This is a genomic window from Paraburkholderia sartisoli, from assembly GCF_900107685.1.
GTDB classification, from domain to species: Bacteria; Pseudomonadota; Gammaproteobacteria; order Burkholderiales; family Burkholderiaceae; genus Paraburkholderia; species Paraburkholderia sartisoli.
The window spans coordinates 103,833-130,734 of the sequence record NZ_FNRQ01000001.1 but is presented as its reverse complement, the minus strand read 5'-3'; the positions used below and the strand labels follow the sequence as shown (position 1 = coordinate 130,734).

Annotated in this window: 22 protein-coding genes and 1 pseudogene; 20 read left to right on the top strand and 3 right to left on the bottom strand. The window is 64.0% G+C overall.

Annotation, left to right across the window (positions count from 1 at the left end):
• Positions 1 to 6: 6 nt before the first annotated feature.
• Positions 7 to 2,748: pseudogene (gene metH, locus BLV45_RS00610) on the top strand (methionine synthase); the annotation flags it as partial.
• 158 nt (positions 2,749 to 2,906) lie between these two features.
• Entirely contained in the window at positions 2,907 to 3,119 is a 213-nt protein-coding gene (locus BLV45_RS00605) for an acid-shock protein (RefSeq protein ID WP_090530910.1), read from the top strand.
• A gap of 130 nt (positions 3,120 to 3,249) precedes the next feature.
• On the opposite strand, the gene BLV45_RS00600 is transcribed toward BLV45_RS00605, so the two are convergent.
• Entirely contained in the window at positions 3,250 to 3,576 is a 327-nt protein-coding gene (locus BLV45_RS00600; protein ID WP_090527458.1) for a DUF1840 domain-containing protein, read from the bottom strand.
• A 357-nt stretch (positions 3,577 to 3,933) separates the two neighbouring features.
• Between BLV45_RS00600 and argS the strand changes: the two genes are divergently transcribed.
• The 5 genes from argS to BLV45_RS00575 all read left to right on the top strand — a co-directional run bounded on the left by argS (position 3,934) and on the right by BLV45_RS00575 (position 9,937).
• Positions 3,934 to 5,724, top strand: coding sequence for an arginine--tRNA ligase (argS, locus tag BLV45_RS00595; RefSeq protein ID WP_090530907.1), 1,791 nt, complete (start codon positions 3,934 to 3,936; stop codon positions 5,722 to 5,724).
• A 94-nt stretch (positions 5,725 to 5,818) separates the two neighbouring features.
• Positions 5,819 to 6,580 (top strand): SPOR domain-containing protein, encoded by a 762-nt coding sequence (locus BLV45_RS00590; RefSeq protein ID WP_090527453.1) that lies wholly within the window; start codon positions 5,819 to 5,821, stop codon positions 6,578 to 6,580.
• A gap of 46 nt (positions 6,581 to 6,626) precedes the next feature.
• Positions 6,627 to 7,268 (top strand): thiol:disulfide interchange protein DsbA/DsbL, encoded by a 642-nt coding sequence (locus BLV45_RS00585; RefSeq protein WP_090530904.1) that lies wholly within the window; start codon positions 6,627 to 6,629, stop codon positions 7,266 to 7,268.
• Between the two features lie 15 nt (positions 7,269 to 7,283).
• The gene (locus tag BLV45_RS00580; RefSeq protein WP_090527449.1) at positions 7,284 to 8,054 is read left to right on the top strand and encodes an SDR family oxidoreductase; all 771 of its coding nucleotides are present in this window, start codon (positions 7,284 to 7,286) and stop codon (positions 8,052 to 8,054) included.
• A gap of 293 nt (positions 8,055 to 8,347) precedes the next feature.
• Complete coding sequence (locus BLV45_RS00575; protein ID WP_090527446.1) at positions 8,348 to 9,937, top strand: ABC transporter substrate-binding protein; 1,590 nt, start codon at positions 8,348 to 8,350, stop codon at positions 9,935 to 9,937.
• Positions 9,938 to 10,030: 93 nt separating this feature from the next.
• Here the strand turns inward: BLV45_RS00575 and BLV45_RS00570 are convergent, their stop codons facing one another.
• Positions 10,031 to 11,101 (bottom strand): MBL fold metallo-hydrolase, encoded by a 1,071-nt coding sequence (locus BLV45_RS00570; RefSeq protein WP_090527444.1) that lies wholly within the window; start codon positions 11,099 to 11,101, stop codon positions 10,031 to 10,033.
• A 160-nt stretch (positions 11,102 to 11,261) separates the two neighbouring features.
• Here BLV45_RS00570 and BLV45_RS00565 point away from each other — a divergent pair, with 160 nt between their 5' ends.
• From BLV45_RS00565 to bioB, 12 genes are all read left to right on the top strand, one after another.
• Positions 11,262 to 11,744, top strand: a complete 483-nt coding sequence (locus tag BLV45_RS00565) for a MerR family transcriptional regulator (RefSeq protein ID WP_090527439.1) — start codon at positions 11,262 to 11,264, stop codon at positions 11,742 to 11,744.
• Positions 11,745 to 11,812: 68 nt separating this feature from the next.
• Positions 11,813 to 13,648, top strand: a complete 1,836-nt coding sequence (aceK, locus tag BLV45_RS00560; RefSeq protein WP_090527437.1) for a bifunctional isocitrate dehydrogenase kinase/phosphatase — start codon at positions 11,813 to 11,815, stop codon at positions 13,646 to 13,648.
• Positions 13,649 to 13,741: 93 nt separating this feature from the next.
• Positions 13,742 to 14,518 (top strand): carbonate dehydratase, encoded by a 777-nt coding sequence (gene can / locus BLV45_RS00555; protein WP_090527434.1) that lies wholly within the window; start codon positions 13,742 to 13,744, stop codon positions 14,516 to 14,518.
• Positions 14,511 to 15,704, top strand: a complete 1,194-nt coding sequence (locus tag BLV45_RS00550) for an acetyl-CoA C-acetyltransferase (RefSeq protein WP_090527431.1) — start codon at positions 14,511 to 14,513, stop codon at positions 15,702 to 15,704. The genes can and BLV45_RS00550 overlap by 8 nt, the downstream gene beginning before the upstream one ends.
• Before the next feature lie 105 nt (positions 15,705 to 15,809).
• The gene (locus tag BLV45_RS00545; protein ID WP_090527428.1) at positions 15,810 to 16,487 is read left to right on the top strand and encodes an SDR family oxidoreductase; all 678 of its coding nucleotides are present in this window, start codon (positions 15,810 to 15,812) and stop codon (positions 16,485 to 16,487) included.
• A gap of 15 nt (positions 16,488 to 16,502) precedes the next feature.
• The gene (locus BLV45_RS00540) at positions 16,503 to 17,633 is read left to right on the top strand and encodes an acyl-CoA dehydrogenase family protein (protein ID WP_090527425.1); all 1,131 of its coding nucleotides are present in this window, start codon (positions 16,503 to 16,505) and stop codon (positions 17,631 to 17,633) included.
• Positions 17,634 to 17,643: 10 nt separating this feature from the next.
• Positions 17,644 to 18,096, top strand: a complete 453-nt coding sequence (locus BLV45_RS00535; protein WP_090527421.1) for a YchJ family protein — start codon at positions 17,644 to 17,646, stop codon at positions 18,094 to 18,096.
• Positions 18,097 to 18,559: 463 nt separating this feature from the next.
• Positions 18,560 to 19,834: an alpha/beta hydrolase family protein gene (locus BLV45_RS00530; protein WP_090527419.1), complete on the top strand. Its 1,275-nt coding sequence runs from the start codon at positions 18,560 to 18,562 to the stop codon at positions 19,832 to 19,834.
• A gap of 1,230 nt (positions 19,835 to 21,064) precedes the next feature.
• Positions 21,065 to 22,423: an adenosylmethionine--8-amino-7-oxononanoate transaminase gene (gene bioA / locus BLV45_RS00525; RefSeq protein ID WP_407670924.1), complete on the top strand. Its 1,359-nt coding sequence runs from the start codon at positions 21,065 to 21,067 to the stop codon at positions 22,421 to 22,423.
• On the top strand, positions 22,423 to 23,607 hold the full coding sequence (gene bioF / locus BLV45_RS00520; RefSeq protein WP_090527417.1) for an 8-amino-7-oxononanoate synthase: 1,185 nt from the start codon (positions 22,423 to 22,425) through the stop codon (positions 23,605 to 23,607). The genes bioA and bioF overlap by 1 nt, the downstream gene beginning before the upstream one ends.
• Positions 23,604 to 24,323, top strand: a complete 720-nt coding sequence (bioD, locus tag BLV45_RS00515; RefSeq protein WP_090527414.1) for a dethiobiotin synthase — start codon at positions 23,604 to 23,606, stop codon at positions 24,321 to 24,323. Before bioF ends, bioD begins: the two co-directional genes overlap by 4 nt.
• Before the next feature lie 36 nt (positions 24,324 to 24,359).
• Complete coding sequence (bioB, locus tag BLV45_RS00510) at positions 24,360 to 25,448, top strand: biotin synthase BioB (protein WP_090527411.1); 1,089 nt, start codon at positions 24,360 to 24,362, stop codon at positions 25,446 to 25,448.
• Positions 25,449 to 25,574: 126 nt separating this feature from the next.
• Here bioB and BLV45_RS00505 read toward each other — a convergent pair whose 3' ends face one another.
• Complete coding sequence (locus tag BLV45_RS00505) at positions 25,575 to 26,609, bottom strand: sulfate ABC transporter substrate-binding protein (RefSeq protein WP_090527407.1); 1,035 nt, start codon at positions 26,607 to 26,609, stop codon at positions 25,575 to 25,577.
• Here BLV45_RS00505 and BLV45_RS26880 point away from each other — a divergent pair.
• The gene (locus tag BLV45_RS26880; RefSeq protein ID WP_143130371.1) at positions 26,608 to 26,814 is read left to right on the top strand and encodes a hypothetical protein; all 207 of its coding nucleotides are present in this window, start codon (positions 26,608 to 26,610) and stop codon (positions 26,812 to 26,814) included. The two genes, BLV45_RS00505 and BLV45_RS26880, sit on opposite strands and share 2 nt — an antisense overlap.
• The last annotated feature ends 88 nt before the right edge of the window (positions 26,815 to 26,902 follow it).

Genomic DNA, 26,902 nt, shown 5'->3' with positions numbered 1-26,902 from the left:
CGCAGCACGCAACCGAATCAGGCACAAGACATGACCGATCACACCATGCGCCTTTCCGGCCTCGAGCCGTTCAACGTCACCTCCGGCTCGCTTTTCATCAACGTCGGGGAACGAACCAACGTGACGGGCTCGAAAGCGTTCGCCCGCATGATTCTCAATGGCCAGTTCGACGACGCGCTCGCGGTGGCCCGCCACCAGGTCGAGAACGGCGCGCAGGTCATCGACGTCAACATGGACGAAGCGATGCTCGATTCGAAAGCGGCGATGGTCCGCTTCATGAATCTGATCGCCTCCGAGCCGGACATCGCGCGCGTGCCGATCATGATCGACTCGTCGAAGTGGGAAGTGATCGAAGCGGGCCTGAAGTGCGTGCAGGGCAAGGCGATCGTGAACTCGATCTCACTGAAGGAAGGCGAAGAGGCGTTCCGCCATCACGCGAACCTGATTCGCCGCTATGGCGCGGCAGCGGTGGTGATGGCATTCGACGAACAGGGCCAGGCCGATACGTATGAGCGCAAGACGCAGATCTGCAAGCGCTCGTACGACTTCCTCGTGAACGAAGTCGGCTTCCCGCCGGAAGACATCATCTTCGATCCGAACATTTTCGCGATCGCGACTGGCATTGAGGAGCACAACAACTACGCCGTCGACTTCATCAACGCGACGCGCTGGATCAAGGAAAACCTGCCCTATGCGAAGGTGAGCGGCGGCGTGTCGAACGTGTCGTTCTCGTTCCGCGGCAACGATCCGGTGCGCGAGGCGATTCACACCGTGTTCCTGTACTACGCGATCCAGGCAGGCATGGACATGGGCATCGTCAACGCCGGCCAGCTCGGCGTGTATGCCGACCTCGACCCGGAACTGCGCGAGCGCGTCGAAGACGTCGTGCTGAACCGGCGCGACGACGGCACCGACCGCCTGCTCGAAATCGCCGACAAGTTCAAAACCGGCGCCGCGAAGAAAGAAGAGAACCTCGAGTGGCGCAACCAGCCGGTCGAAAAGCGTCTCGCCCACGCGCTCGTGCTCGGCATCACGAATTTCATCGTCGAGGACACCGAGGAAGCGCGCGCGAAGATCGCAGCCGCGGGTGGCCGCCCGATCAACGTGATCGAAGGTCCGCTGATGGACGGCATGAACGTGGTCGGCGACCTGTTCAGCCAGGGCAAGATGTTCCTGCCGCAGGTGGTGAAGTCGGCCCGCGTGATGAAGCTGGCGGTCGCGCACCTGATCCCCTTCATCGAAGAAGAAAAGAAGCTGCTCGAAGAAGCCGGCGGCGACGTGCGCGCGAAGGGCAAGATCGTGATCGCCACGGTCAAGGGCGACGTGCACGACATCGGCAAGAACATCGTGTCGGTGGTGCTTCAGTGCAACAACTTCGAAGTGGTCAACATGGGCGTGATGGTGGCGTGCAACGACATCCTCGCGAAGGCGAAGGTCGAGGGCGCGGACATCGTCGGCCTGTCCGGGCTCATCACGCCGAGCCTCGAGGAAATGGCTTACGTCGCGTCGGAAATGCAGCGCGACGACTACTTCCGCATCAAGAAAATTCCGCTCCTGATCGGCGGCGCGACCACGTCGCGCGTCCACACGGCCGTGAAGATCGCGCCGCATTACGACGGACCGGTGGTGTACGTGCCGGACGCGTCGCGCTCGGTTTCGGTGGCGTCGAGCCTGCTGTCCGATCAGGGCGCGGCGAAGTACCTCGAAGACCTCAAGACCGACTACGACCGTATCCGCGAACAGCACGCCAACAAGAAGGCCGTGCCGATGGTCACGCTCGCCGAAGCGCGCGCGAACAAGACGAAGATCGACTGGAACGGCTATCAGCCGGTGAAGCCGAAGTTCATCGGCCGTCGTGTGTTCAGGAATTTCGACCTGAACGAACTGGCCCCGTACATGGACTGGGGTCCGTTCTTCCAGACGTGGGATCTCGCGGGCCCCTACCCGGCGATCCTGAACGACGAGATCGTCGGCGAATCGGCGCGCAAGGTGTTTTCGGACGCGAAGTCGATGCTCGCGCGCCTGATCCAGGGGCGCTGGCTGCAGGCCAGCGGCGTGATCGCGCTGCTGCCCGCCAGCACCGTGAACGACGACGACATCGAAATCTACACCGACGAATCCCGCTCGGACGTCGCGCTGACCTGGCGCAACCTGCGCCAGCAGAGCGTGCGCCCGATCGTCGACGGCGTGATGCGGCCGAACCGGTCGCTCGCCGATTTCATCGCGCCAAAGGATTCGGGCGTCGCCGATTACATCGGGATGTTCGCGGTGACGGCGGGAATTGGTGTCGACGTGAAGGAACAGCAGTTCCTGAAGGATCACGACGACTACAACGCGATCATGCTGAAAGCGCTGGCCGACCGTTTCGCGGAAGCGTTCGCCGAAGCGATGCACGCCCGCGTGCGCCGCGACCTGTGGGGCTATGCGAGCGGCGAAACGCTGTCCAACGACGACCTGATCGGTGAAAAGTACAAGGGCATCCGCCCGGCGCCGGGCTATCCGGCGTGCCCGGACCATCGGGTCAAGCGCGACATGTTCGACTACCTGCAGGCCGGCGAAGCCGGCATGAGCGTGACCGAATCGCTCGCGATGCTGCCGGCGGCAAGCGTGTCGGGCTTCTATCTGTCCCATCCGGACAGCACGTACTTTTCGGTCGGCAAGATCGGCGAAGACCAGCTGGAGGACTACGCGCGACGCGCCAGCCTGTCGGCCTCCGATGCCCGCAGGGCGCTGGCTCCCCAGCTGTAGGCGGCCCGCGCGGAACGGACTATATCGTTGCGCATATAAGCTGGATATTTCAGGCAGCCCGTTTTTCGGCTTTGTAGACTGCGATGGCCTGACCCCGCCAGACGCGGCTCAAAAACGCGTCGGTTCAATGACTTGCAACCGTCATGGAGAAAAATCGCATGAAGAAGCTGACGCTGATCTTGACTGGACTTTCACTCGCTTCCAGCGCCTCGGTGGCGCTGGCGCAACAGCCGGCAGCCCCGGCACAGGCGAGTTCGGTAAGTTCGTACTCGCCGCCCACGATAAAGCACGTGAAGAAGCCGAAGAAGGCGAAGACGAAAAAGGGCGCCTCGGCGCCGATGGCCGCACCGGCGGACGCTGCCAGCCAGTAAGTAGCGGCGATCCATCAGCCGCAAATGAAAGAGCCCGCATGACACAAGCGGGCTCTTTTTTTGTCCGGCGAGGACCGGCAGGCGCGCGGGCGTCGCGCGCCATCAGCGCACTGGCGCGCTGCCTGCCCTGTCAGACGCCCCAGAGGACGTCTGTGTTTTCCTTCTGCGCCGCGCGCAGCATGTCGAGGAACGGGAACGCGCGTTGCGCGAGGCCGATCGGAATCTCGTGGTGCTCATGGCCTTCTTCCCCTTCGTGGAAGTGGCCGTCGTGCTCGGCGCGCTCCTGCTTGTCGGTGTGAATCGCGGATTCGAGTTTCGTGATCGCACCGGGGAGCTCGTCGTGCGTGATGACGCCACGCTCGCCCAGCCGCTTGCCCACGATACCGACCAGATACTGGGCGAGATTCTCCAGCATCACCACGTCCGGACAGGAGCGGCACTTAAAAGTAATCAACATGACATTTCCCTTTTCATTTTGTTGGATCCGCGCGCGCGGCGTCAGTCAGAACGCGTCCGCGCTGGTCCCGCAGACGCTTTCGCGCGTGCCGGCGGGCCCGGCTGTAGCCGGGTATCTCATTGGATATATTAGCACCTGCTAAAATCCGTCTGAACGGAAAAGCGCCGACTGGTGCGCAGGACAGGGCTTTGCCAGCATCGTCACGCGCCGCGATGGCCGGACATGTCGATGCCGCCGCCGCGACTGCCACGGTACGGCGCCCGCTTTCCACCCCATTCGACGGACCGGCCGGAAGCATTGAACAAGGCCGGCGCCGCGCCCGAACACACGGACTGTCTCACTGGACTCGCAACACGCATGCTGCCTGCACATAAACAAACCCTCGAAGCCCTCTTCGCCGATGCCGTGAAGCAGGTCGCCCAGACGACTCAGGGCGCGACCGAAGCCGCCTTCGTCGCGCCGGTGATCACGCTCGAACGCCCGAAGGTCGCCGCGCACGGCGACGTCGCGTGCAACGTCGCCATGCAACTCGCCAAACCGCTGCGCGCGAATCCGCGCCAGCTCGCGCAGCAGATCGTCGACGCCGTGCTCGCGCACCCGCGGGCAGCGGGGCTCGTCGAAGGCGCGGAAGTGGCGGGTCCGGGCTTCATCAACCTGCGTCTTGCCGCGACCTCGAAGCAGGCCGTGGTCGGCGCCGTGTTCGCCGAAAAGGAAGCGTTCGGCCGCTCGACGCGCGAAGCCGGCAAGCGGGTGCTGGTCGAATTCGTGTCGGCGAACCCGACCGGACCGCTGCACGTGGGTCATGGCCGTCAGGCCGCGCTCGGCGACGCGCTGTCGAACGTGCTCGCTTCGCAGGGCTATGCGGTACATCGCGAGTTCTACTACAACGACGCCGGCGTGCAGATCGCCACCCTCGCCGCCTCGACCCAGGCACGTGCCCGCGGCCTGAAGCCGGGCGACGCGGGCTGGCCGGAGCCGGCCTACAACGGCGAGTACATCGCCGACATCGCGCGCGACTACCTGGCGGGCGAAACCGTTTCCGCGAGCGATGGCGAGCCGGTCAAGGGCGAAGGCGACATCGACAATATCGACGCGATCCGCCGCTTTGCCGTGGCGTACCTGCGCCACGAGCAGGACATGGACCTGCAGGCGTTCGGCGTGAAGTTCGACCAGTACTATCTGGAATCGTCGCTGTACAAGGAAGGTCGCGTCGAAAAGACGGTCGAGGCACTCGTCGCCGCCGGCAAGACGTACGACCAGGAGGGCGCGCTGTGGCTGCGCACCACCGACGACGGCGACGACAAGGACCGCGTGATGCGCAAGACCGACGGCACGTACACGTACTTCGTGCCGGACGTCGCGTATCACGTCGCGAAGTGGGAACGCGGCTTCACGAAGGTCATCAACGTGCAGGGCTCGGATCACCACGGCACGATCGCGCGCGTGCGCGCCGGCCTGCAGGGGCTCGGCATCGGCATCCCGAAGGGCTATCCCGACTACATCCTGCACAAGATGGTCACCGTGATGCGCGACGGCGCCGAGGTGAAGATCTCGAAGCGCGCGGGCAGCTACGTGACGGTGCGCGACCTGATCGAATGGTCGGGCGGCGCGACGCCGGGCACCGAAGTGTCGCCGGACCTGCTCGACGAAGAGACGATCCGCCGCGGCCGCGACGCCGTGCGCTTCTTCCTGATCTCGCGCAAGGCCGACACGGAATTCGTGTTCGACGTCGACCTCGCGTTGAAGCAGAGCGACGAAAACCCGGTGTACTACGTGCAGTACGCGCATGCGCGGATCTGCTCGGTGCTGAACGAATGGAAGTCGCGCTACAACGCCGACGAGGCCATCCTGCCGACGGCCGACGTTTCGCCGCTCGTCACGGAGCGCTCGCTCGCGCTCCTGCAGAAGATCGCCGAATTCCCGGACATGCTCGAACACGCCGCGAATGAACTCGCGCCGCACGCGGTGGCGTTCTACCTGCGCGATCTCGCGGGTGAATTTCACTCGTTCTACAATGACCGCGCCGAACGCGTGCTGGTCGACGACGAAGCGGCCCGCAACGCGCGCGCGGCGCTTCTCGCCGCGACGCGCCAGGTGCTGGCCAACGGCCTCGCGACGATCGGCGTTTCAGCGCCCGAAAAGATGTAAGCGGCGCAGTGCGACTTGTGTGCGGCCGTCGTTATAATCGACGGTCGTTGCAGACTCTTTTCTAGACTCATTTCTCTGGCAGGTGATTCAGACGATGGCACAACCACGCCGCACAACGAAGCAGTCAAAGCAGTCCGGGGGCACGTTCCTCGGCATCGTGCTGGGCCTCATCGTAGGTCTCGCGATCGCGGTGGTGGTGGCGCTCTATATCACGCGCGCGCCCACGCCATTTGTCTCGAAAGTCGCGCCGCCCGCCGCATCCGACGCCGGCGCAAGCCAGCCGCAATACGATCCGAACCGTCCGCTGCAGGGCAAGACGCCGGGGCAGCCTGTGCCGCAGGCCGCCCAGCCCGCGCCGCCGAACACCGCGCCCGGCCAGACGACCAACCAGACGCAGTCGTCGGGCCTGCTCGAAGAGCCGCAGATCGTCGAGGTGCCGCCTTCGAACGCGAACGGCGTCGCCGTGCCGCCGAAGGCCGCGGCCGACAACGGCACCAGCGCGACGCCTGGCAAGAAGCCGCAACCTTCGGGCGCAACCGCGGGCACCGCGACGTCGGCGCCGAAACCGGCTGAGGCGAACGCGAAGCCAGGCTCCACGCCTTCCGCCGCGGAAGCGAACACCGGCTATTTCCTGCAGGTCGGCGCCTACAAGACAGCCGCCGACGCCGAGCAGCAGCGCGCGCGTCTTGGCTTCCAGGGTTTCGAGTCGAAGGTCACGCAGCGCGATGCGGGCGGCGTCACGTACTATCGCGTACGTATCGGGCCGTTCTCGAAATTCGAGGATATGAACACAACACGCCAGCGGCTGTCTGATGCTGGAGTGGACACCGCCGTGATCCGCTTCACCCGACAGTAACCACGGGCCAACGTCATTCCGCCTTCACAGGTCAACACACAACATGATCAAAAAACTACTCGGCATTCTCTTTCTCTCGCTCGGCCTCGTGGCCGCTGGCGCTGCGGAGGCTTCGCCCGCCGCGCCGGTCTCCGGCAAGGACTACACGGTGCTCGCCTCGCCGCAACCGGTCGAAGTGCCGGCCGGCAAGATCGAAGTCACCGAATTCTTCTGGTACGGCTGCCCGCACTGCAATGAATTCGACCCGTTCCTCGAAGCGTGGATCAAGAAGCAGGGTCCGGATGTCGTCTTCAAGCGCGTGCCGGTCGCCTTCCGCGACGACTTCATTCCGCACTCGAGGATGTATCACGCACTCGACGCGCTCGGTCTCGCGCAGCAGCTCACGCCGAAGATCTTCAACGAAATCCACGTCAACAAGAACTACCTGCTGACGCCGGAAGATCAGTCGAAATTCCTCGCGAAGAACGGCGTCGATCCGAAGAAGTACATGGACGCGTACAACTCGTTCTCGACGCAGAGCGAACTGCAACGCGACAAGAAGCTGCTCGACGCCTACAAGATCGAAGGCGTGCCGACGCTCGCCGTGCAGGGCAAGTATGAAACCGGCCCGGCCGCGACCGACAGCCTGCCGGGCACGATCCAGGTGCTGGATTACCTCATCGCACAGATCCGCGCGAAGAAGATGTAACGCACGGGCGCCGGTATGAATTCACCGTTGAAGGTTTTCATTACCGGCGCGTCGAGCGGCATTGGCCAGGCACTCGCCGCCGAATATGTGCGGCGCGGTGCGATTCTCGGCCTCGTCGCCCGTCGCGGCGAAGCACTCGCCGCGTTTCAGCAGGCGCATCCGCAGCACCCCATCTCTGTTTATCCCGTCGATGTTCGCGATGCCGACGCGCTGGCGTCCGCAGCCGAACGGTTCATCGCGCAACATGGCTGCCCCGACGTCGTGATCGCCAATGCGGGCATCAGCCAGGGCGCGGTCACCGGCCATGGCGATCTGGGCGCGTTTCGCGACGTGATGGACATCAACTACTTCGGCATGGTCGCGACGTTCGAGCCGTTCGCGCGCGCGATGATCGCGGCACGCAAAGGCACGCTCGTTGGCGTGACGAGCGTCGCGGGCATACGTGGGCTGCCGGGTTCAGGCGCGTATAGCGCGTCGAAATCGGCGGCGCAGAAGTATCTCGAGGCGCTGCGCGTCGAGATGCGGCCGCTCGGCGTCTCGGTCGTGACGATCGCGCCCGGCTACATCCGCACGCCGATGACCGGGCACAATCCGTATCCGATGCCGTTCCTCATGGACGCAGACCGCTTCGCCGCGAAGGTCGCCAATGCGATCGCGAGGAAGACCGTGTTTGCGACGTTCCCGTGGCAGATGCGCATTGCAGGTGCGGTGCTGCACGTGCTGCCGCGCTGGCTGTACGACATCGCGTTCGAAAAGGCACCGCGCAAGCCTCGCGCGTCCGGATAGCCAGCCGGTCGCGACGCGTGCGGTCGAGACACGAAAGCATCGCGCAAGGCTCCAATCCGCCCGCCTGATCCTCAGGCGCGAGACCACCGGCAAACGCCGTCGCCCATATCGGTATGCCGATTAAGTTGTTGTCGTCGCAACCACCCAGCGTTTAAGCTTTCTCCCGGGCGGGCACGCCCGCATCGAAAGAGCTTCACAATAAAGCGGACTGTATGAGCCGCGATCCACGTCCTCGCAGCGCCCATGCAACGCGCCCGGCGCACTGCCTGACCACGTTTGTTACCGGAGATCCTATGCGCTTCAAACTGCTCGTCGCCGCCGCCCTGCTCGCCACAGCGCCCGTGCTCGTCCTCGCGAAGCCGCTGACCGTCTGCACGGAATCGAGCCCGGACGGCTTCGACGTCGTCCAGTTCAACTCGCTCGTGACCACCAACGCTTCGGCCGACGTGATCTTCAACACACTCGTGTCGTACGACGAAGCCGCGAAGAAAGTCGTGCCCTCGCTCGCCGACAAATGGGACGTGAGCGCCGACGGCCTCACGTACACGTTCCATCTGCGCCCGCACGTGCAGTTCCAGACGACCGATTACTTCAAGCCGTCGCACGCGCTGAACGCCGACGACGTCGTCTTCACGTTCGATCGCATGCTCGACGATAACAATCCGTGGCACAAGGTGGCAGGCGCAAGCGGTTTTCCGCATGCGCAGTCGATGGGTCTCGTGAAGCTGGTCAAGGCCGTGACGAAGGTCGACGACAACACGGTGAAATTCGAGCTGAACGAGCCGAACGCGACATTCGTGCCGATTCTCTCGATGGGCTTCGCATCGATCTACTCCGCCGAATACGCGGACCAGTTGCTGAAGGCCGGCAAGCAGGCCGACCTGAACGCGAAGCCGGTCGGCACCGGCCCGTTCGTGCTGAAAAGCTACACGAAGGACGCGGTCATCCGTTACGACGTGAACCCGACCTATTGGGGCGCGAAGCCGAAGATCGACCGCCTGATCTACGCGATCACGCCGGACGCCTCCGTGCGCGCGCAGAAGATCAAGGCCGGCGAATGTCAGATCGCGCTGTCGCCGAAGCCGCAGGACGTCGCCGATGCGAAGACCGACAAGTCGCTGAAGGTCGTGCAGACGCCCGCCTTCATGACCGCGTTCGTCGCGCTGAACACGCAAAAGAAGCCGCTCGACAATCCGAAGGTGCGCCAGGCACTGAACATGGCGTTCGACCGCACGACGTATCTGAAGACGGTGTTCGACAACACCGCATCGCCCGCGACGAATCCGTATCCGCCGAACACGTGGAGCTACGACAAGGCGATCCAGCCGTATCCGTATGACGTCGCGAAGGCGAAGAAGCTGCTCGCCGACGCGGGTGTCGCGAACGGCTTCGAAACGACGATCTGGGTGCGCCCGAACGGCAGCGTGCTGAATCCGAATCCGAAAGCGGGCGCGGAACTGCTGCAGGCCGACTTCGCGAAGATCGGCGTGAAGGCCGACGTGAAGGTGATCGAATGGGGCGAGCTGATCAAGCTGGCGAAGCAGGGTCAGCACGACGCGCTTTTCATGGGCTGGGCCGGCGACAACGGCGACCCCGACAACTACCTGTCGCCGCTCTTTAGCTGCAATGCGGTGAAGTCGGGGATCAACTTCGCGCGCTATTGCGATCCGCAACTCGACAAGCTGATCGACGAAGGCAAGGCGACGCCAGATCAGGCGAAGCGCACGAAAGCCTATGAGGCCGCGCAGAAGATCATCCACGACGAAGCGCTGTGGATTCCGCTGGGTTATCCGACCGCGGCGGCGCTGACGCGAGCGAACGTGAGCGGCTATAGCGTGAGTCCGTTCGGCCGGCAGAACTTCTCGACGGTCGTGGTGCAGTGACGCTGCTAGCGGTCTTCTAACGGCGAGCAAAAGAACAGGCCCATGCGGGCCTGTTTTTCCATCAGCGGCGATATGTCGGCGTTGGCGTCAGCGTCACGCGGAAAAGCGGATCACGCCGTCGCTGTCGAACTGCCGCTTCAACTCTCCTTCGAGCCACAGCACGTGCAGATGGGCGAGCGCCTCGCCCATCGCGAACGTCAACTGATGGATATCGAGCTGACGTTTGAACATCAGCGGTACGATATCCGCCGCGCTATGCGGTTTTTCCGCGCACGCGGCGCGCACCTCGGCGAGACGCGCATCGTGATGGTCGCGTAGCTGGCCGATACGCGTACGCACGCCCCTGAACGGCTTGCCGTGCGACGGCAGCACGAGCGTATCGGGCGCCATCGTTTCGTAACGGCCGAGCGACTCCAGATACAGCGCAAGCGGATTGCCCTCCGGCTCGATGTCGAACACCGACACGTTCGTCGAGATGCGCGGCAACACCATGTCGCCGGAAATCAGTACGCCGGTTTCCTCGCAATGCAGCGCGCAGTGTTCCGGCGAATGGCCGAAACCCGTGACGACGCGCCACGTGTACCCGCCGATCGCGAGCGCGTCGCCCTCGCGCATGCGACGGTATTGCGCGGGTATCGAAGGCACCAGGCTCGCGTAATAGCTCGTGCGGTTGCGCAGCTTGTCGATCGACGCCTCGTCGGTCAGACCGTGCCGCGCGAAGTGGGCCGCCGCGCGCTCGCCGCCGGCGTTCGAGCCGTCGCCGGATGCCATCACGCGCCCCAGCATGTATTCGCCGAGCGAGATCCATAGCCGGACGTCCCAGCGCTTCTGCTCGCCGCCCGTGCAGATCCAGTCCGCAAGGCCCAGATGGTCGGGATGACAGTGCGTGACGATCACCCGCAGCACGGGCAGGCCTTCGAGCGCCGTATCGAAGACCGTTTCCCAGTTCGCCTTGATCGTGTCGCTGGCGACGCCGCAATCGACGACCGTCCAGCCGGCCTCGCCGTCTATCTCGTCGCGCAGCAGCCAGAGGTTGATGTGATCGAGCGCGAACGGCAGCGGCATGCGCAGCCAGCGCACGCCGGGTGCGACTTCGAGCGCATGGCCCGGTTCGGGAAGCGTGTCGCGAAACGGATAGTCGAGTTGATGTTCAAGGGCATTCATCGTGGAGATCGGTCCAGAGGCGTGGCAGGCGTATTGCGATATCGGGCGCACCCTGCTGCGAGGCAATGTTGCGCTTTACCAAGGTTGACGATAACGTAAACGTCTATCTCACGTCCAATCCGCTTTGGCCCCGTCGAGTCGACCATTCACGGAATATCCGATGAACACGCAATACACGATCACTGAACTCGCGCGCGAATTCGACGTCACGCCGCGCGCCATCCGCTTCTACGAAGATCAGGGTTTACTCTCGCCCAGCCGGGAAGGATCGAGCGGGCTGCGACGCGTGTATTCCGGTCGCGACCGTACGCGCCTGAAGCTCACCCTGCGCGGCAAGCGGCTCGGCTTCACGCTGTCGGAGATCCGCGCGCTGCTCGACCTGTATGAATCGCCGACCGACACCGTGCCGCAACTGAACGCGTTCCTCGCGACGGTGAGCCGCCATCGCGAGGTGCTCGAACGCCAGCTGGAAGACCTGAACGCGACGCTCGAGGATCTCGCCCAATACGAAACACAGGCGCGCGCGCTGCTCGAAGGCGGCGCGCGAGGCGGGGTGAAAAACGCCACCGCACCGGCTGCTGGCGATGCCGGGCGCACGCCGGCTCAGCACGCGCTGCCGGTAGACGGCAAAGCGGCGCATTAGCTTCGGGGTGCGCCCGGGGCGATACAATTACGGGTGACTTCACGGCATCAAACGCACGCACGGTCGGTATGAGTCAATTTCCCAAACTGCTTTCGTCGCAGATCGGCTTCGATGTCGCGCAGACCATGCTCGAGGGATTTGATCGTCACTACCGGATCTTTCGCGAGGCGGCGGTCCACGCAAAAACGCTGTTCGAAGCCGGCGACTGGCTCGGGCAACAAAAGCTCGCCCGCGAGCGCATCACGTCGTATGACGAACGTGTCGCGGAATGCGTCGTCCTGCTCGAAGACGAATACGACGCGGAGAACATCGACGACGAAGTGTGGCAGCAGATCAAGCTGCACTTCATCGGGCTGCTGACGCGGCATCGCCAGCCCGAATGCGCGGAAACGTTCTTTAATTCCGTGTGCTGCAAGATCCTGCATCGCTCGTATTTCAACAACGACTTCATCTTCGTGCGCCCGGCGATCTCGACCGAATACATCGAGAACGACGAACCCGCCGCGAAGCCGACGTATCGCGCGTATTACCCCGGCAAGGACGGTTTCGCGGCGACGCTCGAGCGCATCGTCACGAACTTCCAGCTCGAGCCGCCGTTCGAGGATCTGACGCGCGACGTCGGCTGCGTGATGCAGGCCATTCACGATGCGTTCGGCACGTTCGAAGCAGCCGCCAACTTCCAGATTCACGTGCTGTCGTCGCTCTTTTTCCGCAACAAGGCCGCGTATATCGTCGGACGTATCATCAATGGCGAGGCGGTGCTGCCGTTCGCGATACCGGTACGCCATACGCGGCCCGGCATCCTCGCGCTCGACACGGCTTTGCTCAGGCGCGAGCAGCTACTGATCATCTTCAGCTTTTCGCATTCGTATTTTCTCGTCGACATGGAAGTGCCGTCGGCGTACGTGGAGTTTCTGCAAACCATCATGCCGGGCAAGCCGAAGGCCGAAATCTATACGTCGGTCGGCTTGCAGAAGCAGGGCAAGAACCTGTTCTATCGCGACCTGCTGCATCATCTGAAGCATTCGAGCGATCCGTTCATCGTCGCGCCCGGCATCAAGGGGCTCGTGATGCTGGTGTTCACGCTGCCGTCGTTTCCGTACGTGTTCAAGCTGATCAAGGACAGCTTTCCCCGACCGAAGGAAACCACGCGCGAGCAGGTCCAGCAGAAGTATCAGCTCGTCAAACGGCACGACCGCCTGGGGCGCATGGCCGACACGCTCGAGTATTCGAGCGTCGCGCTGCCGCTCTCGCGCCTCGACGACGCACTGCTCCGCGAGCTGGAAAAGGAAGTGCCGTCGCTGCTCGAATACGATGGCGACAGCGTCGTGATCAGGCACCTGTACATCGAGCGAAGGATGGTGCCGCTCAATCTCTACCTGCAAAACGGCGCGGATGCCGACGTCGATCACGGCATCAAGGAGTACGGCAACGCGGTGAAGGAGTTGATGCAGGCGAACATCTTCCCCGGCGACATGCTGTACAAGAACTTCGGCGTGACGCGCCACGGACGTGTCGTGTTCTACGACTACGACGAAATCGAATATCTGACGGACTGCAACGTGCGCGCCGTGCCGGCGCCGCGCAACGAGGAAGACGAACTGTCGGGCGAGCCGTGGTATGGCATCGGAGCGCACGATATCTTCCCCGAAACGTGGGGCACGTTCCTGCTCGGCGACCCGCGGGTGCGCAAAAGTTTCATGACGCACCATCCGGATTTCTTCGAGCCGGCACTATGGCAAACCTGCAAGGAGTACCTGCTCGCGGGCGAACTACCCGACTTCTTTCCCTATGACCCAGGCATGCGATTCTGCAACCGCTATCCAGAGCGCTTCAGCGTTCCGGACGCGCAACCGCAAAACGCGGACGGCGAACCTGCTGTACGCGCTGAACGTGTCGCGTGATGTCGCGCGCAATATGCTTTGACCGTCCATGCCGCCTGGTCCTGCTGTTAAGACACTGGGCGCATGACCGGCCCTGAACCTGACCCGATACCTATGAATATGACTGCTCAACGTGCTGCCAACCCGCTCTCGCGTCTGTTCGACAACAACGAGGCGTGGGTTGCACGAAAGCTCGCCGAAGATCCGAATTATTTCTCGCGGCTCGCGCATCAGCAGACGCCGGAATACCTGTGGATCGGCTGCTCCGATTCGCGCGTGCCGGCGAACCAGATCATCGGCCTGCCGCCGGGCGAGGTGTTCGTCCACCGCAATATCGCGAACGTCGTCGTACACACGGATCTGAACTGTCTGTCGGTGATCCAGTTCGCCGTCGATCTGCTGAAGGTCAAGCACATCATGGTGGTCGGCCATTACGGATGCTCCGGCGTCGGCGCGGCGCTGCACGGGCGACGCATCGGTCTCGCCGACAACTGGCTGCATCACGTGCAGGACGTGCGCGCGAAGCACGCGGCGCTGCTCGAGGAATGGCCGCTTGGCGACGCGCGTCATCGTCGTCTCGTCGAACTGAACACGATCGAGCAGGTCGTCAACGTATGCCGCACGACGATCGTCAACGACGCGTGGGCGCGCGGCCAGGAGCTTGCCGTGCATGGCTGGGCGTATGGCATTCATGACGGCCGCGTGCGCGATCTCGGCATGACGACGAGCGCGCCCGACACGCTCGCCGCAACGTACGAACATTGCGTGGCCGCCGTATCGGCGGGCCGCGCGCATGAAGCCGACAATGACGTCGTCGCCGCCGATGCCGCGAAGCTCGGCGACGTGCAGGCCGTCGTCGAAGGTGTGATCAAGGAGCTGAAACATGAGTGAGACACAACGTGATCCGGTCGTGATCGTTTCGGTGGCGCGTACGCCGATGGCCGCATTCCAGGGCGATTTCGCCGCATTGACCGCGCCGCAACTCGGTTCCGTCGCGATCAGGGCAGCCGTCGAACGTGCCGGCCTGAAACCGGAGCAGGTCGAAGAGGTCGTGATGGGCTGCGTGCTGCCCGCCGGCCAGGGCCAGGCGCCCGCGCGGCAGGCCGCGCTCGGCGCGGGCCTGCCGCTCGCCACGGGCAGCACCACCGTCAACAAGATGTGCGGCTCGGGCATGCGCGCGGCGATGTTCGCGCATGACATGCTCGTCGCCGGTTCCGTCGACGTGATCGTCGCGGGCGGCATGGAAAGCATGACGAACGCGCCCTATCTGCTACCGAAGGCGCGCGGCGGCATGCGCATGGGGCACGGACAGGTGCTCGATCACATGTTCCTCGACGGCCTTGAAGACGCCTACGAAAAGGGCCGTCTGATGGGCACGTTCGCCGAGGAATGCGCAGGCTCATTCGACTTCACGCGCGCGGCCCAGGATGCGTTCGCGATCGAATCGCTGCAACGCGCGAAGCGCGCCAACGAAGACGGCTCGTTCGCATGGGAAATCGCCCCGGTTACCGTCGAGAGCCGCAAGGGTGACGTGACCGTCGACCATGACGAGCAGCCGTTCAAGGCGAACCTCGACAAGATCCCGACGCTCAAGCCCGCGTTCAGCAAGACGGGCACGGTGACGGCGGCGAATTCGTCGTCGATTTCCGACGGCGCGGCGGCGCTCGTGATGATGCGCGAATCGACCGCGAAAAAACTCGGCGTGACGCCGCTCGCGCGCGTCGTCGGTCACACGACGTTCGCGCAGGAGCCGGCGAAGTTCACGACGGCGCCCGTCGGCGCGATCCGCAAGCTGTTCGAAAAGAACGGCTGGCGTGCCAACGACGTCGACCTGTATGAAATCAACGAAGCCTTCGCGGTGGTCACGATGGCCGCGATGAAGGAACACAATCTGCCGCACGAGAAGGTCAACGTACACGGCGGCGCGTGTGCGCTGGGTCACCCGATCGGCGCATCGGGCGCGCGCATTCTCGTCACGCTGATCGGCGCGCTGAAACAGCGCGGGTTGAAACGCGGTGTCGCGAGCCTGTGCATCGGCGGCGGCGAAGCGACCGCGATGGGCGTCGAACTGGTTTGACGCCGGTGTTTCGCGTGCGGCGTACACGTCGCACGCGAATGGACGCAAAGCGGGCGCGCGGCACATGACAGGCAGGCAAACCGTACATCAGGGCGAGGTCGACAGATGAAGACAGCGTTGATCGTGGGCGCATCACGCGGCATTGGTCGCGAGTTCGCCCGGCAGTACCGGCGTGCCGGCTGGCGCGTGCTGGCCACCGCACGCGACGAAGCCGCGCTCGATGCGCTGGCCGATCTCGGCGTGGAGACGTTTTCGCTCGACATCGCAGCGCCCGAAGAGATCGCCGCGCTCGGCTGGAAGCTCGACGGCGAGCCGCTCCATGCTGCGGTGATCGTCGCGGGCGTGTACGGTCCGCGCACGGAAACCGTCGAGACTTTCACCGCCGAGGATTTCGATCACGTGATGACCACCAACGTGCGCGGACCGATGCAGCTGATTCCGGTTCTGCTGCCGCTCGTCGAGGACGCGGGCGGCGTGCTCGCCGTGCTGTCGAGCAAGATGGGCAGCATCAGCGAGGCGAGCGGCACGACTGGCTGGCTCTATCGCGCGAGCAAGGCGGCGCTCAACGACGCGATCAAGGTCGCGTCGCTCGAAACCGTACGCGCGACGTGTCTGTCGCTGCATCCCGGCTGGGTGCGCACCGACATGGGCGGCGCGCAGGCGGCCATCGATCCGGAACGCAGCGTCGCCGGCATGCGCGACGTGCTCGCGCAGGCCGCTGGCGCGCGTGAGGCGTTTAATGGCCGCTTCTACCAATACGACGGCACGCCACTCGAGTGGTGAGGAGACGAGGCAGTCATGGTGCTTGATCAGGACCACCAGATGATCCGCGACGCGGTTCGCACCTTCGTACGCGAAGCGGTCACGCCGCACGCCGCGCAATGGGACCGCGAGCAGACGTTTCCGAAGGACGTGCATCGCCAGCTCGCGGAACTCGGCGCGTACGGCGTGCTCGTGCCCGAGGAATACGGCGGCGCGGGGCTCGACGCACTCGCGCTCGCGGTGATCCTCGAAGAAATCGCGGCCGGCGACGGCGGCACGTCGACGGCGATCTCGGTCAACAACTGCCCTGTGTGCAGCATCCTGCTCACATATGGCGACGATGCGCAGAAGCGCGACTGGCTCACGCCGCTGGCACGCGGTGACATGCTGGGCGCGTTCTGCCTGACCGAGCCACAGGCGGGCTCCGACGCGTCGGCGCTGCGCACCACCGCCACGCGCGACGGCGACGCGTACGTGCTGAACGGCGTCAAACAGTTCATCACGAGCGGCAGGAACGGCGACGTCGCCATCGTGATGGCCGTCACCGACAAAAGCGCCGGCAAGCGCGGCATCAGCGCGTTTGTCGTGCCGACATCGACACCGGGTTATATCGTCGCGCGCATCGAAGAAAAGCTGGGACAGCATTCGTCGGATACCGCGCAGCTGATCTTCGAGAACTGCCGCGTGCCGGCCGCCAACCGGATCGGCGCGGAAGGCGAAGGCTACCGGATCGCGCTGTCCGGCCTCGAGGGCGGGCGCATCGGCATTGCCGCGCAAAGTGTCGGCATGGCCCGCGCCGCGTTCGAAGCGGCGCTTGCCTATGCGAAGGAGCGCGAGAGCTTCGGCCAGCCTTTGTTTTCGCATCAGGCCGTGCAGTTCCGCCTGGCCGACATGGCGACGCAACTCGAAGCCGCGCGGCAACTGATCTGGCATGCGGCGGCGCTGAAGGACGCCGGTGAGCCGTGCCTCACCGAAGCCGCGATGGCCAAGCTGTTCGCATCGGAAGCGGCCGAGCGCATCTGTTCGGCCGCGCTGCAGATTCACGGCGGCTATGGATATCTGAGCGACTTCCCCGTCGAGCGCATTTATCGCGACGTCCGCGTGTGCCAGATCTACGAAGGCACGAGCGACATCCAGAAGATCCTGATCGCGCGCGGACTGAACTGAACCTCCGACGATGACCCTTTCTGCCTCGAAGACGACGCGCCCGTCCGGTTGTCCATGCGGCGGCGCCGCGCCCAACCTGCACGGCAGCGCGAAGCCGCCGCGTTTTGCGGCGTGTTGCGGCCGGTTCATCGACGGCGGCAAGACCGCATCTGACGCGCTTGAACTGATGCGCTCGCGTTACAGCGCATACGTGCTGGGCGAAACGGCGTATCTGCGCGCGACGTGGGCGCCGCAAACCTGCCCCGCCGACCTCGACGTCGATCCCGAAGCCGCCGATGCGCCCCGCTGGCTCGGACTGCAGATCAAACGCTTCGCGGCCGTTGACGCCCTCCACGCCGAGGTCGAATTTGTCGCGCGCTACAAGGTGGGTGGGCGCGCGCACCGGTTGCAGGAACTCAGCCGCTTCGTGCGCGGCGAAGATGGCCAGTGGCGTTACGTCGACGGCGATGTAAGCGAACGCTGATTTCGGTCAGCTTACGATTGCCCTGTCCGGATAGCACGATCCTTCATGGCCCTCAAAATCGCCCGTATTTCCTGTTGGCCTCGCACCACTACCTCTTTTGGGGCCGATGCGTCCGCAGGCCGCGCCGGCTCTTGCTCTACCTGTTTCGCCGACCTGTCTCGCCTCGGTATTGCCTCGACCCGGGGGTTCTCCTGCATTGCACAAAGATAATTTGTCGTGCCAGGATGCCCATGTGGATCTTGCGGTGCCGGCGTTTGTCGCTGGTGCTCAAATAACGGCGTGAGTGGCTTGCGCGCCGGCCGGCTTTCGGTTCATCCCGTACGAATTGCACCTGTATGTGCGTGCTTTGCGCCACATACACGAGATTTTTTTTGCGCTCCAGTGGACGCTGAAAACGATTCGTCAGGTGAGAACCGGGAAGCGGCAATTCTCAGATGGCGTTCAGGGCAGGCGGGCAGAGCGGATGGTGTTCAGAAACATTTTTACCGGATGGATCGTCATCGCGTGTGCGACGCTTGCCGCATCGCCGGTCCGCGCCGATCCGCTTCACGACGCCCCGGCCGGTCCGCTTGGAAGCGCGCGCGTGGCGCCGCTTGTCCTCGACGACGCCTACCTTCCTGCTGTTCCTGCGAGCCTGAATGAGCAGATCATTCGCATTCCGGCGGACGCTTCCGGCTCGATCACGCTCGAAACGACGATCTACAAGCCGGACGGCGCGGGTCCGTTTCCGATGATCGTTTTCAACCACGGCAAGATTCACGGCGATCCGCGCACGCAGGAGCGCAGTGATCCGTTGCCGCTTGCGCGCGAGTTCGTGCGACGCGGCTACGTGGTTGTGGCGCCGAACCGTCGCGGCTTTGCGGAATCAGGTGGCACCTACGAGCAGGATGGTTGCGACGTCGCGCGCAACGGGTTGGGTCAGGCGGCCGACGTGGCGGCGACGGTGAATTTCATGTCGAAGATGCCCTACGTCGACGCGACGCATATCGTTGTGTCCGGCACGTCGCACGGTGGCCTCGCGACGATCGCGTACGGCTCCGAAGCGGCGTCGGGCGTGCGGGCGCTGATCAATTTTTCGGGTGGGTTGCGGCAGGACTCGTGTACTGACTGGCAGGGCAACCTGACGCAGGCGTTTGGCGACTACGCTGAAAAGACGCACGTTCCGTCGCTGTGGCTGTATGGCGACAACGATTCGATCTGGCCGTCCGCGCTGATCGGGAAGATGTACACCGCGTACGTCGCGCATGGCGCGAGCGCGAAGATGGTCGATTTTGGCGCGTACAAGAATGACGCGCATCGGCTGGTGGGCGATCGCGACGGCGTGCGGGTGTGGTGGCCGGCTGTCGAGGCGTTCCTCGCGCGGGTGGGGATGCCCACGGGCGTGCAGTATCGGGTGAACGATCCGGCGCCGCCGAAGCCGACGGGGTTTGCATCGATCGATGCCGTCGATGCCGTGCCGTTTCTCGATGAGGCGGGACGCAATGGGTATCGGAACTTTTTGCATCAGTATCCGAGCCGGGCGTTTGCTGTTTCGGATTCCGGATCGTGGTCATGGGCGGAGGGGGGCGATAATCCGATGTCGGTGGCCGTGGCCAACTGCCAGAAACATAGTGAGGATGCCTGTCGGCTGTATGCGGTGAATGAAGCTGTCGTATGGAAGGGGTCTGCGGATACGCAGACGGCCGAGGGGGCGGGGGATTCTGCTGTTGAGGGGAAAGGAGCGCTTGCTGCTCGCTAGCGCGAGCGGTTTTTTGTTTTTTCTGTTCTTTCTTTTCTTTTTTTTCTCGCTGGTCCTGCTATTTTCTTCACGGGCTTTTGCTCTTCCTTTGGCCTTTCCTTGTGTTCATGTCGGTCTATTAGCGTCGCCCCTGTGCGGGGCGGCACCTACTTTTCTTTGTCTTCCAAAGAAAAGTAGGCAAAAGAAAGGCGCTCCGAAAACTCATTTCTTCAAGGCGCATCTTCAGCGGGGAACGGCAACCCATGAAGTGTCGCCCCCACGCCTCACCCGCCATTGGTCCCCGCGCGATTCCGTCCCGCGCGCGTTCAGTGCCCGTGACAAAGGGGTCATCCACCCGACTCCGCGCTACGCGCATCGCCGACCGGCATAACCCCGCCCGCGCATTCGCGCGGATACCCACACCTGCACCTGCACCTGCACCTGCAATCGAAGTCGAAGTCGCGTCCGCGCTGGCACTCGCATCCGAATTGTGATTGCAATCGCATCCACAATCGCGCTTTCAATCGCAATCGGTGATCTTCGGCCCCTGATGCCGGCACCGTTGAGCGGGCGCTCCGCGATGCACGTAGTGCGGAGTGGGATGAATGAGCCCTGTGTCACGGGCGGTGCTGCGCGGGAAATCAGATCGTGCGCGGACCAGCGCGGCTCAGAGCACGAGGGCGACACCTCATGGGGTGCCATTCCCCAAAGGTGACGCACCTGGAAAAGGTGAGTTTTCGAAGCGCCTTTCTTTTGCCTACTTTTCTTTGGAAGACAAAGAAAAGTAGGTGCCGCCCCGCACAGGGGCGACGCTAATAGACCGACATGAATTCAAGGAAAGGCCAAAGAAACACCAGGCCAGAAAACGAAAAACTCGGAATACCGCCCCGCACAGGGGCAACGCTAATAGACCGACATGAATGCAAGGAAAGGCCAAAAACCCAGAACAACAAAAAAGCATGCAGCCCCGCCAAAGGGGCAAAAGACTCCCTATTGGTCAGCATGACTTTGCCGTCGTCATCAACGCCCATCTACGGCGTTCGCAGACCAACACCCCCGACCTGCACCAAACCCCCGTCAACCCCGGGACAAACAAAAAAACCCCACCAACTCCAGCTAATGCAAACAACAAGATAAACAGCTAATCTGAGCCCCGCATCGCGCACGATGCCCCTCACCGTCGTGAAGAAACCCCCGACGATTGAACGAAAAACCACCAACCCAACCCGCCTGAAAAAAACAGGCCTCCGCATGACCATGCGCACAACACCTACGCCAACCGAAGACTGGATCACCCGCAGCCTGCGCGCCGTCTGGCATCCCTGCACGCAAATGAAACATCACGAACGCCTGCCGCTCGTCGCCGTCGCGCGCGGCGCGGGCCCATGGCTTTATGATCGCGACGGTCGTCGCTATCTCGATGCCATCAGTTCCTGGTGGGTCAACCTCTTCGGTCACGCCAATCCCCGCATCAACGCCGCGCTCAAAACGCAACTCGATACGCTCGAACACGCAATGCTCGCCGGCTGCACGCACGAACCGGCAATCGAACTCGCCGAACGCCTGCACACGCTCACGCACGACACGCTCGGTCACGCGTTCTTCGCGTCGGACGGCGCGTCGGCCGTCGAAATCGCGCTCAAGATGAGCTTCCACACATGGCGCAATCGGGGCCACGACGAGAAACGCGAATTCGTCTGCGTCGCGAACAGCTATCACGGCGAAACGATCGGCGCGCTAGGCGTCACCGACGTCGCCCTCTTCAAGGACGCCTACGATCCGCTGATCCGCAACGCACACGTCGTGGCGTCGCCCGATGCCCGCCTCGCACGGGACGGCGAAACAGCCGCCGACGTCGCACAACGCGCGCTCGACAACGTACGCACGCTCTTCGATGCCCGCGCCCCCCACATCGCCGCGCTGATCGTCGAGCCGCTCGTGCAATGCGCCGCCGGCATGGCGATGCACGACACGTCGTACATCGCCGGCCTGCGCGCGCTATGCGACCAGTACGGCATCCACCTGATCGCCGATGAAATCGCCGTCGGCTGCGGCCGCACTGGCACCTTCTTCGCGTGCGAACAGGCCGGCGTGTGGCCCGATTTCCTGTGTCTGTCGAAAGGCATCAGCGGTGGCTATCTGCCGCTTTCGATCGTGCTGTCACGCGACGAAATATTCGAAGCGTTCTACGACGACGACACCACGCGCGGCTTTCTGCACTCGCATTCGTACACAGGCAATCCGCTCGCGTGCCGCGCCGCACTCGCGACACTCGATCTCTTCGAAAGCGATGACGTCCTCGCCGCCAACGCGAAGAAATCCGCGACGCTGCGCGCCGCGCTCGAACCGCTCGCGACACATCCGCAGGTGCGCAATCTTCGCCAGTGCGGAACGATCTTCGCGTTCGACGCCGTCCTCGAAAACGCCACAGAAGCCGCGACCTTCTCGCGCCGCTTCTTTGAAAACGCGCTGCAACGCGAACTGTTGCTGCGCCCGATCGGCACAACGGTGTATCTGATGCCACCGTACATTCTCGACGACGCAGAACTCGCGCTGCTCGCAGCGCGCACGTGCGAAACGTTCGACGCCACACTCAAGAGAGCTCGCTAATGCATTTGCTGGACACACTCACGCAAGGTCTGAACGATATCGACGCTCACGGCCTGCGACGTCGCCGCCGCACCCTCGATACGCCTTGCGCCGCGCACATGACGGTCGACGGTCGCGCGATCATCGGCTTCGCAAGCAACGACTATCTGGGCCTCGCCGCCCATCCGGAACTCATCGCGGCCGTCGCCGAGGGCGCACAGCGCTACGGCGCGGGTAGCGGCGGCTCGCATCTGCTCGGCGGCCACTCGCGCGCACACGCACAGCTCGAAGAGGATCTCGCCGCGTTCGCGGGCGGCTTCAGCGACGCGCCGCGCGCGCTCTACTTCAGCACCGGCTACATGGCGAACCTCGCCACCGTGACGGCGCTCGCGGGCCGCGGCACGACGCTCTTCTCCGACTCGCTGAATCACGCTTCCCTGATCGACGGCGCGCGGCTCTCGCGCGCGGACGTGCAGATCTATCCGCACGCGGACGCGGATGCGCTTTCGGCAATGCTCGACGCGTCGGACGCCGCGATGAAGATGATCGTCACCGACACGGTCTTCAGCATGGACGGCGACATCGCCCCGCTCGCCGCGCTCGTCGCGCTGGCGGAAAAGCACGGCGCGTGGCTCGTCGTCGACGATGCGCACGGCTTCGGCGTGCTCGGCCCGCAAGGTCGCGGTGCGCTCGCACACGAAGCGCTGCGCTCGCCGCATCTCGTGATGGTCGGCACGCTCGGCAAGGCCGCGGGCGTGTCCGGCGCGTTCGTCGTCGCGCACGAGACCGTGATCGAATGGCTCGTGCAGCGCGCGCGTCCCTACATTTTCACGACCGCGGCGGCGCCCGCCGTGGCGCATGCGGTCTCGGCGAGCCTGCGCATCATCGGCGGCGACGAAGGCGATACGCGTCGTGCGCATCTGCACACGCTGATCGAACGTACGCGCGCGACACTCAATGAAACCTGCTGGCTGCCGGTCGATTCGCACACGGCCGTGCAACCGCTCATCATCGGCGCGAACGAAACCACGCTCGAAGTCGCCGCCGGACTCGATCGCGCAGGCTTGTGGGTACCGGCGATCCGTCCGCCGACCGTGCCCGCCGGCACGTCGCGCCTGCGCATCTCGCTGTCGGCGGCGCATTCGCACGCGGATATCGACCAGTTGGAAACCGCGCTGAAAACGCTGAGCGGGTGCGCTGCATGAACGCGCCGCTCTCGGTCTTCGTCACCGGTACCGACACCGAGATCGGCAAGACGCTCGTCTCGGCGGCGTTGCTTCGCGGCTTCTCGCGTGAAGGGCTGCGCGCCGCCGCGATGAAGCCGGTCGCCGCCGGCGCCTTCGAGCGCGACGGCGTGTGGCATAACGAAGACGCCGACCAGCTCGACGCCGCCGCCAGCGTGCTGCTGCCCGCCGCGATACGCACGCCGTTTCTGCTGCGCGAACCCGCCGCGCCGCACATCGCGGCCGCGCTGGAAAACGTGTCGCTCGATATCGCGCACATCGTCGCCTGTCACGCCGAGGCGCTGACGCTTGCGGATGTCGTCGTGGTCGAAGGCGTCGGCGGCTTTCGCGTGCCGCTCACCGATGCACACGATACGGCCGACCTCGCGCTCGCGCTCGACCTGCCGGTGGTGCTGGTGGTCGGCATGCGGCTCGGCTGCATCAGCCACGCGCTCCTCACCGCGGAAGCAATCGCTGCACGCGGACTGAAACTGGCCGGCTGGGTCGCGAACCGCGTCGACCCGAGCATGCATTTCGCCGACGAAAACATCGCCACGATCCGCACCTGGCTGGACCGGCAGCACGACGCGCCGCTCATCGGCGTCGTGCCGCACCTGAACCCCACATCACCCGACGACGCCGCGAATCATCTGGACGTCGCCACCCTGTTGCACGTGCTGCGCGAAGCGCGGCACTGAACCCGAATTGAATCACCGTCTACGAGGATTGACGCCATGACCGATCTCCACACCGAAGCCCCATCCGGCGAACCCGCCGCGCAGCGTGCGACGGCCACCGCGAATATCGCAAATGCAGCAAACGTAGCGTCGGCGCCCGCGCGCTGGCGCGTGGCGGATATCGTCGCGTTGTACGAGCTGCCGTTCAACGATCTGCTGTTTCGCGCGCAGCAGGTGCATCGCGAGCATTTCGATGCGAACAGCGTGCAGCTTTCGACGCTGCTGTCGATCAAGACGGGCGGCTGCGAGGAAGACTGCGCGTACTGTCCGCAATCGGTGCATCACGACACGGGCCTGAAGGCCGACAAGCTGATGCCCGTCGACGAGGTGCTCGCGGCTGCCCGCGTCGCGAAAGAGAACGGCGCGACGCGCTTCTGCATGGGCGCGGCGTGGCGCAATCCGAAGGACCGTCATCTCGAGCCGATCAAGGACATGATTCGCGGCGTGAAGGCGATGGGTCTCGAAACGTGCGTGACGCTCGGCATGCTCGAGCCGCATCAGGCGCACGGGCTGCGCGAAGCCGGCCTCGACTATTACAACCACAACCTGGACACGTCGCCGGAGTTCTACGGCCAGATCATCTCGACGCGCACTTACCAGGACCGTCTCGATACGCTGGAGCGCGTGCGCGATGCGGGCATCAACGTGTGCTGCGGCGGAATCGTCGGACTGGGCGAATCGCGTCGCGAGCGCGCGGGCCTTATCACGCAGCTGGCGAACATGGAGCCGTATCCGGAGTCGGTGCCGATCAACAACCTGGTGCAGGTCGAAGGCACGCCGCTCACCGGCACCGAGGCACTCGATCCGTTCGAATTCGTGCGCACGATCGCGGTCGCGCGCATCACGATGCCCAAAGCGATGGTGCGTCTGTCGGCCGGACGCGAGCAGATGGACGAGGCGTTGCAGGCGATGTGCTTCCTCGCGGGCGCGAACTCGATTTTCTACGGCGACCAGTTGCTGACCACCCGCAACCCGCAAGCCGAAGCCGACCGCAAACTGCTGGAACGCCTCGGCATCCGCGCCGAAGCGGCGCAGCAGATGCCCGTCGAGCAAAGCGGCTGCGAGCATGGCTGCGACCGTCACTGAGTTGCCGGCGTGATGCGTGGCGCGGCGCCCTGATCGCGTCATGCCGGGCCTCCGCCATGCAAAAGGCCGCCTGAGCGATCAGGCGGCCTTTCTCATGGCGCTACGGGCGTAAGTGCACCCGGCGCATCACTTCCGGTCGACGATGATCTGATCGAATGTGCCGCCATCGGAGAAGTGCGTTTGCTGCGCCTTCTGCCAGCTGCCGAATTCCTGCTCGACGGTGAACGTCTTCAGCGGCCTGAATTCGCTTGCATGCTTTGCGAGCACACCGGCATCACGCGGGCGCAGATGATGTTGCGCGATGATTTCCTGCGCTGCCGGCGAATACAGATACTCCAGATACGCCCGCGCCTCCTTGCGCGTGCCGCGCCTGTCGACCACCTTGTCGACGAGCGTCACCGGCGGCTCGGCCAGCAGGCTGATCGACGGATAGACCGCTTCGAAACTGTCCGCGCCGACACCGCTGGCAATCAGCGAAACCTCGTTCTCGAACGTCACGAGCACGTCGCCGATATTGCGCTGGGTGAACGTCGTGGTCGCGCCACGGCCACCTGTGTCGAGCACCGGCACGTTCCTGAAGATGGCTTTTTCGAAATCGAGCGCCTGGGCGTCCGTGCCGCCGTGCTGCTTGCGATAGCCCCACGCCGCGAGATAGGCGTAGCGGCCGTTACCCGACGTCTTCGGATTCGCGATCACGACCTGCACGCCCGGCTTCGCGAGATCGTCCCAGTCCTTGATGTGCTTCGGGTTGCCCTTGCGCACGAGGAACACCATGGTCGTCGTGTACGGCGCGCTGCCGTTCGGCAGGCGCGTACGCCAGTTCGCCGGCACGAACTGGCCGCGTTCGGCGAGCAGGTCGATGTCGTTCGGCTGGTTCATCGTGACGACGTCCGCCTGCAGGCCCTGCGTCACCGAGAGCGCCTGGGCACTCGACGCGCCGTGCGACTGGCGGATGGATACGGTTTCGCCCGTCTGCTGCCGGTAGGCAGCAACGAAGCTCGTGTTGATGTCCTTGTACAGCTCGCGTGTCACGTCATAGGACACGTTCAGCAGCGACACGTCCGCCCGCGCGCTGCCCACGCAGCCCAGCGACAGCGTGAGCACCGCCAGCCCCCCTGCCAGCCAGCGCGCCTTCCCCGATTTGCCTGCGTTGCCCGTCATGACTTCTCCGCTCATTGATGATGAATGCATGGGCCGCCAGCGAAAGCTTCGCGGCCAGAAGCGCGATTTTATCGAATCGACCCGAATGGCGCTGACAGGCCGCGACGCCTCCTACGCCATCCGGCCGAATGCCCGACATGATCCGGATTCCATACGATTGATCCAGTGCTGTTATCTCACGGCCTTGTTCGGTCATTCGCCATGAATATGCGAATGAATCTGTCAATTTTGTTTGCAGGATGGTTTGCCACATTATGGATGTCCTATACGATGATTCTCCCAGGTTGATCGAT